Origin of the sequence: Enterobacter sp. JBIWA005 (genome assembly GCF_019968805.1) — a bacterium.
In the GTDB taxonomy this organism is placed as follows: Bacteria; Pseudomonadota; Gammaproteobacteria; order Enterobacterales; family Enterobacteriaceae; genus Enterobacter; species Enterobacter vonholyi.
Window position 1 is genome coordinate 1,474,435 of record NZ_CP074159.1, and the last position, 14,898, is coordinate 1,489,332.

The following is a 14,898-nucleotide window of genomic DNA, read 5'->3' on the forward strand; positions in this document are numbered from 1 at the left end:
TGATTTTTGCATACATTCAGATTGCACAGTTTTAGTTCGTTTGTTAACGAGCTTTCAGAAGGAATAACACTATGATCGCCTTGAATAAAAAATGGTTATCGGGTCTGGTTGCGGGTGCTCTGATGGCCGTCTCTGCCGGCACGCTCGCTGCGGAACAAAAAACGCTGCACGTTTATAACTGGTCTGACTATATTGCGCCGGACACGGTGGCGAATTTTGAAAAAGAGACCGGCATTAAAGTCGTCTACGATGTGTTCGATTCCAACGAAGTGCTGGAAGGAAAACTGATGGCGGGCAGCACCGGGTTTGACCTCGTGGTGCCTTCCGCAAGCTTCCTCGAGCGTCAGCTGACGGCAGGCGTCTTCCAGCCGCTGGATAAGAGCAAGTTACCAAACTGGAAAAATCTCGATCCGGAAGTGCTGAAGCTGGTGGCCAAGCATGATCCGGACAACAAATACGCCATGCCTTACCTGTGGGCGACTACCGGTATCGGCTACAACGTCGATAAAGTCAAAGCCGCGCTGGGCCCGGACGTCAAGCTGGACAGCTGGGACGTGGTGCTGAAGCCGGAAAACCTTGAGAAGCTGAAAAGCTGCGGCGTCTCCTTCCTAGATGCGCCGGAAGAGATTTTCGCAACCGTGCTGAACTACCTGGGCAAAGATCCGAACAGCAATAAAGCCGATGATTACACTGGCCCGGCGACCGATCTGCTGCTGAAGCTGCGTCCAAACATTCGTTACTTCCACTCATCTCAGTACATCAACGACCTGGCGAACGGCGACATCTGCGTCGCGATCGGCTGGGCAGGGGACGTATGGCAGGCGGCTAACCGCGCGAAAGAGGCGAAAAACGGTGTGAACGTCTCCTACTTCATTCCGAAAGAGGGGGCGCTGGCCTTCTTCGACGTCTTCGCGATGCCGGCTGATGCGAAAAACAAAGATGAAGCGTATCAGTTCCTCAACTACCTGATGCGTCCTGAGGTGATCGCCCACATCAGCGACCACGTTTACTACGCGAACGGTAACAAGGCCTCCGTGCCGCTGGTGAGCGAAGAAATCCGTAATAACCCGGCTATCTATCCGCCAGCGGATGTGTTCGCCAAGCTCTTCACCCTGAAAGTCCAGGATCCAAAAATTGACCGCGTACGTACCCGTGCGTGGACCAAGGTGAAAAGCGGTAAATAACCCTTTGTTACAGGCCGGGCAAGCGAAGTGCCCCCGGCAACAGGCGCACCGTTCTGGTGCGCCTGCACCATGATTTGATTTCTGCCGGAGAGCACCCCGTGAATGACGCGATCCCCCGCCCGCAGGCGAAAGTCCGTAAAGCGCTGACCCCGCTTCTTGAAATTCGTAACCTCACCAAATCTTTCGATGGCCAGCATGCCGTGGACGACGTCAGCCTGACGATTTATAAAGGCGAGATTTTTGCTCTTCTGGGAGCTTCTGGCTGCGGTAAATCGACCCTGCTGCGTATGCTGGCCGGTTTTGAACAACCCACCGCCGGGCAGATCATGCTCGATGGCGTGGATCTGTCCAGCGTGCCGCCGTATCAGCGCCCGATTAACATGATGTTCCAGTCCTACGCGCTGTTCCCGCACATGACGGTGGAGCAGAACATCGCCTTTGGCCTGAAGCAGGACAAGCTGCCGAAGGCCGAAATTACCGCGCGCGTGGCCGAGATGCTGAGCCTGGTACACATGCAGGAGTTCGCGAAGCGTAAGCCGCATCAGCTGTCCGGCGGCCAGCGCCAGCGCGTGGCCCTGGCTCGCAGCCTGGCAAAACGCCCGAAACTGCTGCTGCTTGATGAGCCGATGGGGGCTCTGGATAAAAAGCTGCGCGACCGTATGCAGCTTGAAGTGGTCGATATCCTCGAGCGCGTGGGCGTGACCTGCGTGATGGTTACCCACGACCAGGAAGAAGCCATGACCATGGCCGGACGTATCGCCATCATGAACCGCGGGAAGTTCGTGCAGATTGGCGAGCCGGAAGAGATTTATGAGCATCCAACCACCCGCTACAGCGCGGAGTTCATCGGCTCGGTCAACGTCTTCGAAGGGCTGCTGAAAGATCGTCAGGAAGATGGTCTGGTCATCGAATCGCCGGGGCTGCAGCATCCGCTGAAGGTCGACCCGGATAACTCCGTGGTGGATAACGTGCCTGTCTACGTCGCGCTGCGTCCGGAGAAGATCATGCTCTGTGAGGATCCGCCTGCCGATGGCTATAACTTTGCCGTCGGTGAAGTGGTGCACATTGCCTATCTTGGCGACCTCTCCATCTATCACGTGCGCCTGAAAAGCGGGCAGATGCTCAGCGCGCAGTTACAGAACGAACATCGCTACCGCAAGGGGCAGCCGACCTGGGGCGACGAAGTGCGCCTGTGTTGGGATGCAGACAGTTGCGTTGTGCTGACGGTATAAGGAGCGGCCAATGAGTACACTTGAACCTCCAGCCCGCGCAGGCAAACCGGGCGGTTTTGCCCAGTGGCTGACGCGAATGCAGATGAAACACGGCCGCAAGCTGGTGATCGCCATGCCGTACGTGTGGCTGATCCTGCTGTTCCTGCTGCCGTTCCTGATTGTTTTCAAGATAAGCCTGGCGGAAATGGCGCGGGCAATCCCGCCTTACACCAACCTGCTGGACTGGGCCGACGGGCAGCTGACGCTGACCTTAAACCTGGGTAACTTCCTGCAGCTCACCGACGACCCGCTCTATTTCGAAGCCTATCTGCAGTCGCTGCAGGTGGCCGCCATCTCGACGCTCTGCTGTCTGGTGATGGGTTACCCGCTGGCGTGGGCGGTGGCGCACAGCAAGCCGTCGACCCGGAATATCCTGCTGCTGCTGGTAATTTTACCGTCGTGGACCTCGTTCCTGATCCGCGTTTACGCCTGGATGGGGATCCTGAAAAACAACGGCGTGCTGAACAACTTCCTGATGTGGCTCGGGGTTATCGATCAGCCCCTGACGATCCTGCACACCAACCTCGCGGTCTATATCGGTATTGTGTACGCCTATCTGCCGTTTATGGTGCTGCCAATCTACACGGCGCTGACCCGTATCGACTACTCGCTGGTGGAAGCGTCGCTCGATCTCGGTGCCCGTCCGCTAAAAACCTTCTTCAGCGTCATTGTCCCGCTGACTAAAGGCGGCATTATCGCCGGGTCGATGCTGGTCTTTATCCCGGCGGTGGGGGAGTTTGTGATCCCGGAACTGCTCGGCGGGCCTGATAGCATCATGATTGGCCGCGTGTTGTGGCAGGAGTTTTTCAATAACCGCGACTGGCCGGTGGCGTCAGCGGTGGCGATTATCATGTTACTGCTGCTGATCGTGCCGATCATGTGGTTCCACAAGCATCAGCAGAAACAGATGGGAGATCGCGGATGAACAACTTACCGGTAGTGCGCTCCCCGTGGCGAATCGCGATCCTGGTGATCGGCTTTACCTTCCTGTATGCGCCGATGCTTATGCTGGTGATCTATTCGTTTAACAGCTCCAAACTGGTGACGGTCTGGGCAGGCTGGTCGACGCGCTGGTACAGCGAGTTGTTCCACGATGATGCAATGATGAGCGCGGTGGGGCTGAGCCTGACCATTGCGGCGCTGGCGGCGACCATGGCGTCCGTGCTGGGCACGATCGCCGCGCTGGTGATGGTGCGCTTCGGGCGTTTTCGCGGTTCGAACGGCTTTGCCTTTATGATTACCGCCCCGCTGGTGATGCCGGACGTGATCACCGGTCTCGCGCTACTGCTGCTGTTCGTGGCCCTGGCGCACGCCATCGGCTGGCCGGCAGATCGCGGCATGCTCACCATCTGGCTGGCGCACGTCACTTTCTGTACGGCCTACGTAGCGGTAGTGATCTCCTCGCGCCTGCGCGAGCTGGATCGCTCCATTGAAGAGGCGGCGATGGATCTCGGCGCGACGCCGCTGAAGGTCTTTTTCATCATCACCCTGCCGATGATTATGCCGGCGGTGATCTCCGGCTGGCTGCTGGCGTTTACCCTGTCGCTCGACGATCTGGTGATCGCCAGCTTTGTTTCCGGCCCGGGGGCGACCACGCTGCCGATGCTGGTCTTCTCCAGCGTACGCATGGGGGTCAACCCGGAGATCAACGCCCTGGCTTCTATCATCCTCGGCGTGGTCGGAATTGTCGGATTTATCGCCTGGTATTTGATGGCGCGCGCGGAAAAACAGCGCGTGCGCGATATCCAGCGTGCAAGACGCGGCTGAAGGATTTAAAATTTCCAGTGATGTGCCGCGCATGACGCGGCACTGTTTTTCAGGGAAGTAAAACATTGGGATTATTAAAAAAATCACGTATTACGCACGCGCGTCCTAACGTACCTGCGCTGGTTCAGGTGGCGGCGCTCGCCATTATTATGATCCGCTGCCTGGACGTGCTGATGATTCTCAACACCCTGGGCGTGCGCGGCATCGGTGAATTCATTCACCGCAGCGTGCAGACGTGGAATCTGACGCTGGTCTTTTTGAGCAGCCTGGTGCTGGTGTTTATCGAGATCTACTGCGCGTTTTCGCTGGTTAAAGGGCGCAACTGGGCGCGATGGGTCTATCTGCTGACGCAAATTACCGCCGCAAGCTATCTGTGGGCCGCCTCGCTGGGGTATGGCTACCCGGAGCTGTTCAGCATCGCCGGTGAATCCAAACGCGAGATCCTGCGCGCGCTGTTTATGCAAAAACTGCCGGACATGCTGGTGCTCTTTCTACTCTTCGTTCCGGCTTCCAGTCGGAGATTCTTCCGCCTGCAATAATGTGTATAATCGCAGCCCTCGTGATTTTTAAGGTTTTCATATGCAGTGCGCACTCTATGACGCCGGACGCTGCCGCTCCTGTCAGTGGATAGAACAGCCGGTCCCTCAACAGCTCACCGCCAAAATGGCCGACCTGCAACAGCTGCTGGCAGAACACGCGGTGGGCGAGTGGTGCGCACCCGTCAGCGGCCCCGAACAGGGGTTTCGCAATAAAGCCAAAATGGTGGTCAGCGGCAGCGTAGAAAAACCGCTGCTGGGGATGCTGCACCGCGACGGCACGCCGGAAGACTTAACCGACTGCCCGCTGTATCCCGACTCGTTTGAGCCTGTCTTTGCCGCACTGAAACCGTTTATCGCGCGGGCGGGCTTAACGCCCTACAGCGTTGCCCGCAAGCGCGGCGAGCTGAAATACCTTCTGCTGACGGAAAGCCAGAAAGACGGCGGCATGATGCTGCGCTTCGTGCTGCGCTCTGAAACCAAGCTGGAGCAGCTGCGCGCGGCGCTGCCGTGGCTGCAGGCGCAGCTTCCGCAGCTGAAGGTCATTACGGCAAACATTCAGCCCGTGCATATGGCAATCATGGAAGGGGAGAAAGAGATTTTCTTCACCGACCAGCACGCGCTGGCCGAAAGCTTCAACGGGGTGCCGCTGTGGATCCGCCCGCAAAGCTTCTTCCAGACCAACCCGACCGTGGCAAGCAGCCTGTACGCCGCCGCCCGCGACTGGGTTCGTGCGTTGAACGTTCACCACATGTGGGATCTCTTCTGCGGCGTGGGCGGTTTTGGCCTGCACTGCGCCACGCCGGAGATGCAGCTCACCGGCATTGAGATCTCTGCCGAAGCGATTGCCTGCGCGAAGCAGTCCGCCGCCGAACTTGGGTTAACGAATCTGCACTTCCAGGCGCTCGACTCCACGCGGTTCGCGACCGGCCAGGGCAACGTGCCTGAGCTGGTGCTGGTCAACCCGCCGCGCCGCGGCATCGGCAATGCGCTGTGCGACTACCTGAGCCAGATGGCGCCAGAGTACATCATCTATTCCAGCTGCAACGCGCAGACCATGGCAAAAGACATTGCGCAACTACCGGGCTATCGCGTTGAACGCGTTCAGCTTTTTGATATGTTCCCGCACACCGCGCACTATGAAGTGCTGACGTTGCTCGTAAAATCTTAAACAAAATGTGAACTCTTCATCCCGGCGAAATCAGGTAAGCTTACGTCATAAGAAATGAATGAAGGCTTACCCATGAAGCAGATCCTGCTGGTGGAAGACGACCACGATATCGCGGCGCTTCTGCGACTCAATTTAGAAGACGAAGGCTACGCCATCACCCACGAACCCGACGGGGGCAAAGCCCTGCAGCGTCTTGAAGTCCAGACGTGGGACGCGGTGATCCTCGACCTGATGCTGCCCAGCGTTGACGGCCTGGAGATTTGCCGCCGCATCCGTCAGATGACGCGCTACCTGCCGGTGATCATCATCAGCGCCCGTAGCAGCGAAACCGACCGCATCACCGGGCTGGAAACCGGCGCCGATGACTATCTGGCAAAACCGTTCTCCGTGCAGGAGCTGATTGCGCGCATCAAAGCGCTGTTCCGTCGCCAGCAGGCGATGGGGCAGGCGCAAACCGACGGTCAAATTCAGGCTCACGGACTGACCATCGATCCGCTGGCGCGCAGCGTGCTGCTTCACGGCCAGGTGGTGGATCTCACCCCGCGCGAGTTCGAACTGCTCTACTTCTTTGCCCGTCATCCCGGCGAGGTGTTCTCCCGTCTGGCGCTGCTGGAGCAGGTCTGGGGCTACCAGCACGAAGGCTATGAGCACACCGTCAACACCCATATCAACCGCCTGCGCATCAAGATTGAGAAGGACGCCGCCGAGCCGGAGATTATTCGCACCGTCTGGGGCAAGGGCTATAAATTTGCGGAGCCAAATCATGATGCGCCGCTTTAGCCTGAGCCAGCGCCTGACGCTGCTCTTCATCCTGCTGATGATGCTCTGCGCCGCCGTTGCCTGCGCGGTACAGCTCTACAGCAGCATGCAGTACGGTAATGCGATGGTGCAGCGTTTGTCGGGCGGGCTGGCGCAGCAGATCGTTCAGCGCGAACCAATTCTGGACGCGCAGGGCAGGGTCGACAGCAGCGCGCTGAAACCGCTGTTTGGCCGGCTGATGACCTTTAATCCGAGCGTTGAGCTGTACGTTATCTCTCCTGACGGCGATATCCTCGCCGATGCCGCACCGCCGGGCCATATTCAGCGGCAAAAAATCGATCTGGCTCCGGTGCAGAGCTTCCTCAGCGGCACCGCCATGCCGGTGCTGGGCGACGATCCGCGCAGTCAAAATCAAAAAGTCTTTAGCGCCACGCCGCTGCGGCAGGACGGCGAGCTAAAAGGCTATCTGTACATTATTTTGCAGGGCGAGGAGTCAAATGCTCTTGCGGAGATGGCCTGGCATAAGGCGCTGTGGAGTACCGTCCTGTGGTCACTGCTGTGGGTCGCGCTGTTTGGCCTGCTGGCCGGTTTACTGGTCTGGTACTGGGTCACGCGCCCGGTTAAACAGCTGACGGTGGAAGTCGCCGGGCTGGAGCAGGACAGCATAAGCGCTATCAGACAGCTGGCGGCACAGACGCCGGACGCGGCGGCAAAAGATGAGGTGGCGATCCTGCGCAACAGTTTTATCGAGCTGGCGCGCAAAATCACCCAGCAGTGGGATCGGCTGGCCGACAGCGATCGCCAGCGCCGGGAGTTTATCGCCAATATTTCGCACGATCTCCGTACGCCGCTGACCTCGCTGCTGGGCTATCTCGAAACCCTGTCGCTCAAATCCGCCACGCTGACGCCGCAGGAGCACCAGCAGTATCTCGCCACCGCGCTGCGCCAGGGACAAAAGGTCCGTCATCTTTCGCAGCAGCTGTTTGAGCTGGCACGCCTGGAGTACGGCGGTATTAAACCCCAGCGCGAGCGGTTCGCGATGGGAGAGCTGATTTCCGACGTGGCGCAGAAGTTTGAGCTCACCGCCCGTACGCGAGAGGTCAACCTGCATATTGACGTGCCGGGGCCGTTGCCGCTGATAAACGCCGATGTGTCGATGATCGAGCGCGTAGTAACCAACCTGCTGGATAACGCGATGCGCCATACGCCTGGCGGCGGGGAAATTCGTCTGGCGGTGTGGCAGGAAAATGAACGGCTGCAGGTCGAAGTGTCCGATAGCGGAGCGGGCGTGGATGCCGCGCTGCGTGACGATCTGTTCCAGCGGCCGTCGGCGCTCAATACTCAGGCGTCGAGAGAGAATCGCGGCGGGTTAGGGCTGCTGATTGTTAAACGGATGCTGGAGCTGCACGGGGGTGGGATCAGGCTGATGGAGTCGGCGAGCGGAGCACGGTTCAGGTTCTTTGTGCCACTCTGAGAAATTGCCGGGTGGCGGCTTCGCCTTACCCGGCCTACAGACTACCACCCCCGTAGGCCGAGCCACCCGGCAAAAAAATCTTACTGCGGGAACCACTGCTCGCTAATTTTCTGGTAAGTACCGTCTGCTTTAATCGCTTTCAGCGCACCGTTCAGTTTTTCCAGCAGGGCTTTGTTATCCGGACGTACCGCGATACCCAGACCCGTGCCGAAGTACTGTGGATCGGTCACTTTCTCGGTAGCCGTGCCCAGCTGCGGATTGGTTTTCAGCCACTCGTTCACCACGGCGGTATCGCCGAAGACGCCGTCGATACGGCCATTTTTCAGGTCGATAATCGCGTTCTGGTAGCTGTCATAGGCCACGGTCTTCACTTCAGGATGTTTGTCCTGCAGGTATTTCTGATGCGTGGTGCCGTTTTCCATCCCGATGCGTTTGCCTTTCAGCTGATCGAAAGAGGTATAAGCGCCTTTCTTCGCAATCACCACCGCCGAGTTGGCGTAGTACGGGTCGGTGAACGCGACCTGCTTGCTGCGCTCAGGCGTGATGTCCATCCCGGAGATCACCGCGTCGTATTTTTTGAACTTCAGCGACGGGATCAGGCTGTCAAAAGCATGGTTAGTAAAGGTGCAGTCGGCCTGCATCTGTTTGCACAGCGCTTTCGCCAGATCGATATCGAAACCGACGATCTGGTTGCTGGCATCCAGCGATTCAAACGGTGGATAGGTGGCGGACACGCCGAAATTGATTTTATCAGCTGCGGATGCGCCAGCGGCGAAGGTGGCGAGTAATGCGGCCAGAACTAACTTTTTCATTGTAATGCTCCCGTCTGTCTTATTGATGCGCCGTGTCTGCGGCATGGATGTACAATGCCAGTTAATGAATTTATATGCAATAAAAATGATTAAGTATTATCTTTATCGCAAAAAAAAGCGGATAACCCATCAGGTTACCCGCTTCATGAATACCGTTTTATGCATTTTCGTGGTTAATTTCTGCGCTCAAACGCCAGCGCTTTACGCTCGATCAGGCGCATCATCAGCGTCAGCAGACCGTTCACCACCAGATAGACCACGCCCGCCGCGCCGAACACCATCACGTCATAGGTGCGTCCGTACAGCAGCTGTCCGTGACCCATCACTTCCATCAGGGTGATGGTGTAGGCCAGCGAGGTACTCTTGAATACCAGCACCACTTCGTTGGAATAGGAGGAGAGGGCGCGCTTAAAGGCGTACGGCAGCAGGATCGCCAGCGTGTCTTTCTTGCTCATGCCCAGCGCCCCGCAGGACTGCCACTGGCCTTCCGGGATGGCGCGGATCGCTCCGTAGAACAGCTGGGTGGTATAGGCCGCGCTGTTCAGCGAAAGGGCAATCAGGGCACACAGCCACGGCTCAGAGAGCAGATGCCAGATAACCGGATACTCCTGCAGCGACGGGAACTGGCCCGGGCCGTAGTAAATCAGGAAGATCTGCACCAGCAGCGGCGTACCGGTAAACAGGGTGATGTACCCGCGCACAATCCACACCAGCACCGGCGTTTTCAGCGTCAGGATGATGGTGAAGATAAGGGCCAGGATCAGCGCCACGATAATGGACGCCACGGTCAGCGTCAGGCTGGTATGCAGCCCTTTCATCAACTCGGGGAAATATTCAAGCATCAGCCTGGTCTCCGTTCAAAGCGCGTCGCACGCAGGTCAATACGCTTGAGGATGTACTGACTGAGCAACGTGATCACCAGGTAGATCGCCGCCGCCACAATGTACCAGGTAAAGGGCTCCTGAGTACGGGTGGCGATGCTTTTGGTTTGCAGCATTAAATCATTGACGCTAATCAGGCTCACCAGCGCGGTATCTTTCAGCAGCACCAGCCACTGGTTGCCGAGACCCGGCAGGGCATGACGCCACATCTGCGGCATCACCAGACGGAAGAAGATGGCTGATTTCGACAGACCTAACGCCTGACCCGACTCCCATTGACCCTGCGGCACGGCTTTCAGCGCACCGCGCAGGGTTTGCGACGCGTACGCGGAGTAGAGCAGGGAGAGGGCAATCACGCCGCACAGGAACGGGCTGACGTCGAAGTTTTCGATCTGCATCTGCACCGGGATCTGCGCAAAGCCGAGATTAATCGTGAAGCCGTCCGACAGCGTGAGCAGCAGCTGCGAGGAGCCGAAATAGATGAACAGGACCACCAGAATTTCCGGTAGCCCACGCAGCACGGTGACCAGCGCGGAGCCTGTCCAGGCGACGGGGAACCATTTCGCGGATTCCCACACCGCAAAGAACATCGCCAGCACGAGGCCGATAATCAGTGCGCAAACGGCAAGGCCGACGGTCATCCCGGCGGCGCTTGCTAAAGGAAAAATTTCATTCATCAGGAATTACTTCTGGAACCATTTTTTGTAGATGGTTTCGTAGGTGCCGTCTTTCTTCACTTTTTCCAGCGCAGCGTTGAATTTCTGCTGTAGCTCAGTGTTGCCCTGACGAACGGCAATCCCCAGACCGGTACCGAAATAATCCTTATCGGTCACTTTGTCGCCCACTGGCGCCAGCTTGTCGTTAGCTTTCAGCCACTCGGTCACTACCGCGGTATCACCGAAAACGCCGTCGATACGGCCATTCTGCAGATCCAGCTTGGCGTTCTGGTAGCTGTCATACGGAACGGTGGTGATTTCCGGATGCTTATCCATGATGAATTTCTGGTGGGTGGTACCGTTCTGCACGCCCACTTTTTTGCCTTTCAGCTGATCGACAGAGGTGAATTTGCCTTTCTGACCAATAAACAGGGCGGAGTTGTCGTAGTAAGGGGTGGTGAACAGCACCTGCTTTTCACGCTCAGGGGTGATGTCTATACCGGCCATTACGGCGTCGATACGGCGGAACTTCAGGCTTGGGATCAGGCTGTCGAACGCCTGGTTGCTGAAGGTACAGGTTGCATCGATCTCTTTACACAGGGCGTTAGCCAGGTCCACGTCGAAGCCAACAATTTTGTTGTTCGCATCGATGGACTCAAACGGAGGGTAAGAGGCTTCCGTAGCAAAACGAATGGTCTGAGCTGCGGTAGCGGAAAGGGTAACGCCAGCAAGCAGCACGGCAAGTAATACTTTTTTCATTATATTTCCCCTGACACAATCAATGAGATAAATAGTTTTTGAAGGCATCGGTTTGCGGGTTAGCGAAGCAGCTCGCATCACCTTGCTCAACGATATACCCGTTTTCCATGTAGACCACACGGCTGGCGGTTTTGCGCGCCACTTCCACTTCATGGGTGACGATAACCTGCGTAATGTTGGTTTCCGCCAGCTCGCGAATGATGCTCACGATCTGGGCGGTGATTTCCGGATCCAGCGCCGCGGTCGGTTCATCAAACAGCAGTACCGCGGGCTCCATCATCAGCGCACGGGCAATGGCCACACGCTGCTGCTGACCGCCGGACAGGTGCAGCGGGTAGCGGTCGCTGTAGGGCTTAAGGCGCAGACGATCCAGCAGCTTTTCAGCACGGGCGATCGCCTGATCCTTGCTTAACCCCAGCACGCGGCACGGGGCTTCAATCAGGTTCTGCAGCACGGTCAGGTGCGGCCAGAGATTGTATTGCTGGAAGACCATGCCGACGTTTTGACGCAGCTCGCGAATCGCTTTATCAGACGGCGTCTTTGCGAAATCAAAGTGGTTACCGGCAATCGCCAGCGTACCTGAACGGGGCATTTCAAGCAGATTAAGGACGCGCAGAAGGGAGCTTTTGCCTGCACCGCTTGGGCCAAGCAAAACCAGCGTTTCGCCTTCCGGGCAGTTCAGCGTGATGTCAAACAGCGCCTGGTGTGCGCCGTAGAAGCAGTTAATGCCGTTTAGTTTAATACTCATCGGGGCAGTCTTTACTCATCCAGGCAATCTATAGCAATTGAGGCCGCAGATAGTACCGTTGACAGAATAGTTATGCAATATTTCTGCGTTAAAAGTTAAATATAACCCGTATTTCCTCTTAAACATAGCACAAAATAGCGAACGGCAAGGTCGGCGAGTATAAATGTCGGCATTCCGCAAGAAATGCCGCACATTTTACGGGGGTTACCAGGTTATATCGGCGGGTTTAGCGATTTTCAATCGACTGGCGCAGCGTGCCTGCCGGGGCATGAACGCTGCCGCCCACGTAGCGCACGTCGTCTACCGCCCAGCACTGTCCTTCACGGATCATCAGCACTTCATCCTGCCAGGTTTGGGTTCCCTGCGTCAGCTTCACGCGCAGCGGAATATTGCGGGCATCCGTGTTCGGAATGGTTGACGCGCTCGCCACTTCGGCGCTGTCCGGCAGCGTGGCGCGGCTGGAGAACGGATCGGATTTCAGTAGGGCGTTATGCTGAGGATCGCGGGTGGCATCGTTAAGCAGTTTTGCCAGACCATCGCTCAGATACGGGCGCAGGCCGGTGAGATCGTTGCTGCGGTGCTGAATGCGATAATCATAGAACTGCTGCGCCACGGTGTCCGGGCCGCCCTCAATGCAGGGGCCGCTGCGGGTACCGATATCCTTAAAGGCAGGCGTGACCGTGGTAGTACAGGCGCTGAGCACCAGCGCGCAGGGCACTAAAAGTGTTAAAGCTGAATAGCGCATGTTGATTTCCTTATTTATTAACTATCCTTTCAATCATAGCGTAACGAACCGATAATGCTGTGCCTAAGGCATTGAACGCTAAAGAAGGAGAGAAACCATGCAGTTTTCAACAACGCCAACCCTGGAAGGGCAGACTATCACCGAGTACTGCGGCGTGGTCACCGGCGAAGCGATTCTCGGCGCGAATATCTTCCGTGACTTTTTTGCCGGCATCCGCGATATCGTTGGCGGCCGCTCGGGCGCATATGAAAAAGAGCTGCGTAAAGCGCGTGAAATCGCCTTTAAAGAGCTTGGCGAGCAGGCGGAAGCCCTCGGCGCTGATGCGGTCGTGGGGATTGATATCGATTACGAAACGGTCGGGAAAGATGGCAGCATGCTGATGGTGAGCGTAAGCGGTACGGCGGTGAAAACCCTGAGATGAGGCGTTCGTTTGCCGCGCTGCTGCTGGCGCTGCTGCTGGCAGGATGCGCCACGGAAAAAGGGGTTATCGACAAAGGCGCCTACGAGCTGGATACGCGTCATCAGGCTCAGGCGGCTTATCCGCGCATCAAGGTGCTGGTGATCCACTACACCGCGGATGATTTTGACAGCTCGCTGGCCACGCTGACGGATAAAAACGTCAGCTCTCACTATTTGATCCCTGCCAGGCCTCCCGCACCGGACGGTAAGCCGCGCATCTGGCAGCTGGTACCCGAGAGCGAACTAGCCTGGCATGCGGGCATCAGCTTCTGGCGCGGCACCAACCGCATCAATGATACGTCTGTCGGCATTGAGCTGGAGAACCGTGGCTGGCAAAAAACGTCGGGCGTTAAGCGCTTTACCCCTTTTGAGCCAGCGCAGATTGCGGCGCTGGTGCCGCTCGCCAAAGACATTATCACCCGCTACAACATCAAACCTGAAAATGTGGTGGCCCATTCTGATATCGCCCCGCAGCGCAAAGACGATCCCGGCCCGCTGTTCCCCTGGCGTCAGCTGGCGCTGCAGGGGATTGGCGCATGGCCCGACCCGGCGCGGGTGGCGTTTTACCTGAACGGCAAGCCGCGAGATGAGCTTGTGGAGCCGAAGGTGCTGCTCGATCTGCTGGCGCGCTACGGCTATGAGGTGACCGATAAGATGACGAACGCACAGCAGAAGCGCGTGATCGTCGCGTTTCAGATGCATTTTCGCCCGGCGCGCTGGGACGGCGTGGCCGATCGCGAAACGCTGGCTATCGCGGAGGCGCTGTTAGAGCGCTACGGGCAGGGTTAATCCTTCGGGTTACCCGACTCCACTTCTATACGGTCTCCTTTTGGACTAATTTTCTAATCACATTCGCGGAGTAAATGTTTATAGTTTCCTCAGTCGAAATTACTCGCTAACGTGTTTGACAATATATCAGCACGCGAAATCAGAAATACTGATGTGCTGACGTCTTAGCTTTATTTACATTTATTAAATGGACTACGCATTTATGCGCTGTGATTGCACACGTTCACCTTTTTCAATTTAATATTAATGGGTATAACTATGTTAAGTATCTACAGTAAAAATAGCCGTCCACAAGAAGAACTTGACGCCATTATCGCGGCAACTGAAGGTTTTGAAGAAAGAACCTTACGCAAATGGCAGCGTATCAGTACCGAGAATAACGAAGATATTCATTTTATCATTAGCGGTGAAGTTGAATTCCGCCGCAAGTCGGATGAACTGTGTGTATTCACCTTACATAATAAATGTATTTTCGGTCTCTCCTCTATTTATTACAATTCAGCGCATATGTACGGCCTGGTTCGTGCCAATACCGTGGTGCGCACTATTAAAAAAGATGATTTTTTCCGTCTGATGAGCGAAAAAAACCTGTGGGAAGCCTTGAGCAAAGTCCTCTCCTGGTATATTTGCATGCTCAGCAAACGTGACGAAGTGCTCGTCGCCCGCAGCGCGTACTCGATTGTTCGCGAGTTCTTGCTGGAAATTAACGAACTGATGGTGCACCATCAGCACGATATTAATATTTACGACTATATTCAGGAATATACCAGCCTTGCCCGCAGCACCATTATTAAAATCCTCGCTGACCTGAAAAAAGGTAATTATATTCAGGTTGATAAAGGTCGTCTGATGTATTTGTCGACACTGCCAGAGAAATATTAATCGCT

17 protein-coding genes are annotated in these 14,898 nt (G+C 56.5%); 11 read left to right on the forward strand and 6 right to left on the reverse strand.

Features of this window, described 5'->3' with window-relative positions; all coding sequences use genetic code 11:
• The first annotated feature begins 71 nt into the window (after window positions 1–71).
• The 8 genes from potF to KGP22_RS07000 all read left to right on the forward strand — a co-directional run bounded on the left by potF (window position 72) and on the right by KGP22_RS07000 (window position 8,162).
• Window positions 72–1,184, forward strand: a complete 1,113-nt coding sequence (potF, locus tag KGP22_RS06965; RefSeq protein ID WP_008503444.1) for a spermidine/putrescine ABC transporter substrate-binding protein PotF — start codon at window positions 72–74, stop codon at window positions 1,182–1,184.
• A gap of 98 nt (window positions 1,185–1,282) precedes the next feature.
• Window positions 1,283–2,416 (forward strand): putrescine ABC transporter ATP-binding subunit PotG, encoded by a 1,134-nt coding sequence (gene potG / locus KGP22_RS06970; protein ID WP_024907855.1) that lies wholly within the window; start codon window positions 1,283–1,285, stop codon window positions 2,414–2,416.
• Window positions 2,417–2,426: 10 nt separating this feature from the next.
• A complete protein-coding gene (potH, locus tag KGP22_RS06975; protein ID WP_115874590.1) occupies window positions 2,427–3,380 on the forward strand; it encodes a putrescine ABC transporter permease PotH in 954 nt (317 codons plus the stop codon).
• Window positions 3,377–4,222: a putrescine ABC transporter permease PotI gene (gene potI / locus KGP22_RS06980; RefSeq protein ID WP_023310934.1), complete on the forward strand. Its 846-nt coding sequence runs from the start codon at window positions 3,377–3,379 to the stop codon at window positions 4,220–4,222. The genes potH and potI overlap by 4 nt, the downstream gene beginning before the upstream one ends.
• 65 nt (window positions 4,223–4,287) lie before the next feature.
• Window positions 4,288–4,761 (forward strand): YbjO family protein, encoded by a 474-nt coding sequence (locus tag KGP22_RS06985; RefSeq protein WP_024907853.1) that lies wholly within the window; start codon window positions 4,288–4,290, stop codon window positions 4,759–4,761.
• A gap of 40 nt (window positions 4,762–4,801) precedes the next feature.
• On the forward strand, window positions 4,802–5,929 hold the full coding sequence (gene rlmC / locus KGP22_RS06990; protein ID WP_149366239.1) for a 23S rRNA (uracil(747)-C(5))-methyltransferase RlmC: 1,128 nt from the start codon (window positions 4,802–4,804) through the stop codon (window positions 5,927–5,929).
• Window positions 5,930–6,001: 72 nt separating this feature from the next.
• Window positions 6,002–6,709: a response regulator transcription factor gene (locus KGP22_RS06995; RefSeq protein ID WP_111963881.1), complete on the forward strand. Its 708-nt coding sequence runs from the start codon at window positions 6,002–6,004 to the stop codon at window positions 6,707–6,709.
• Window positions 6,693–8,162 carry an ATP-binding protein gene (locus KGP22_RS07000; RefSeq protein ID WP_223581745.1) on the forward strand — a complete coding sequence of 490 codons (1,470 nt, stop codon included), beginning with the start codon at window positions 6,693–6,695 and terminating at the stop codon, window positions 8,160–8,162. The genes KGP22_RS06995 and KGP22_RS07000 overlap by 17 nt, the downstream gene beginning before the upstream one ends.
• An 80-nt stretch (window positions 8,163–8,242) precedes the next feature.
• On the opposite strand, the gene artJ is transcribed toward KGP22_RS07000, so the two are convergent.
• The 6 genes from artJ to KGP22_RS07030 form a co-directional block, all read right to left on the reverse strand.
• Complete coding sequence (gene artJ, locus KGP22_RS07005) at window positions 8,243–8,974, reverse strand: arginine ABC transporter substrate-binding protein ArtJ (RefSeq protein ID WP_021240923.1); 732 nt, start codon at window positions 8,972–8,974, stop codon at window positions 8,243–8,245.
• A gap of 173 nt (window positions 8,975–9,147) precedes the next feature.
• Window positions 9,148–9,816 (reverse strand): arginine ABC transporter permease ArtM, encoded by a 669-nt coding sequence (gene artM, locus KGP22_RS07010; RefSeq protein ID WP_023310940.1) that lies wholly within the window; start codon window positions 9,814–9,816, stop codon window positions 9,148–9,150.
• Window positions 9,816–10,532, reverse strand: coding sequence for an arginine ABC transporter permease ArtQ (artQ, locus tag KGP22_RS07015; RefSeq protein WP_023310941.1), 717 nt, complete (start codon window positions 10,530–10,532; stop codon window positions 9,816–9,818). Before artQ ends, artM begins: the two co-directional genes overlap by 1 nt.
• 6 nt (window positions 10,533–10,538) lie before the next feature.
• Window positions 10,539–11,270, reverse strand: a complete 732-nt coding sequence (gene artI, locus KGP22_RS07020) for an arginine ABC transporter substrate-binding protein ArtI (protein ID WP_223581746.1) — start codon at window positions 11,268–11,270, stop codon at window positions 10,539–10,541.
• Window positions 11,271–11,289: 19 nt separating this feature from the next.
• A complete protein-coding gene (gene artP, locus KGP22_RS07025) occupies window positions 11,290–12,018 on the reverse strand; it encodes an arginine ABC transporter ATP-binding protein ArtP (RefSeq protein WP_023310942.1) in 729 nt (242 codons plus the stop codon).
• A 226-nt stretch (window positions 12,019–12,244) separates the two neighbouring features.
• Entirely contained in the window at window positions 12,245–12,763 is a 519-nt protein-coding gene (locus KGP22_RS07030) for a lipoprotein (RefSeq protein ID WP_059445567.1), read from the reverse strand.
• 97 nt (window positions 12,764–12,860) lie between these two features.
• Between KGP22_RS07030 and KGP22_RS07035 the strand changes: the two genes are divergently transcribed.
• The 3 genes from KGP22_RS07035 (at window position 12,861) to KGP22_RS07045 (ending at window position 14,893) form a co-directional block, all read left to right on the forward strand.
• The gene (locus KGP22_RS07035) at window positions 12,861–13,184 is read left to right on the forward strand and encodes a heavy metal-binding domain-containing protein (protein ID WP_008500028.1); all 324 of its coding nucleotides are present in this window, start codon (window positions 12,861–12,863) and stop codon (window positions 13,182–13,184) included.
• Entirely contained in the window at window positions 13,181–14,011 is an 831-nt protein-coding gene (locus KGP22_RS07040) for an N-acetylmuramoyl-L-alanine amidase (RefSeq protein WP_149366241.1), read from the forward strand. The genes KGP22_RS07035 and KGP22_RS07040 overlap by 4 nt, the downstream gene beginning before the upstream one ends.
• Window positions 14,012–14,269: 258 nt before the next feature.
• The gene (locus KGP22_RS07045) at window positions 14,270–14,893 is read left to right on the forward strand and encodes a helix-turn-helix domain-containing protein (protein WP_111963886.1); all 624 of its coding nucleotides are present in this window, start codon (window positions 14,270–14,272) and stop codon (window positions 14,891–14,893) included.
• The last annotated feature ends 5 nt before the right edge of the window (window positions 14,894–14,898 follow it).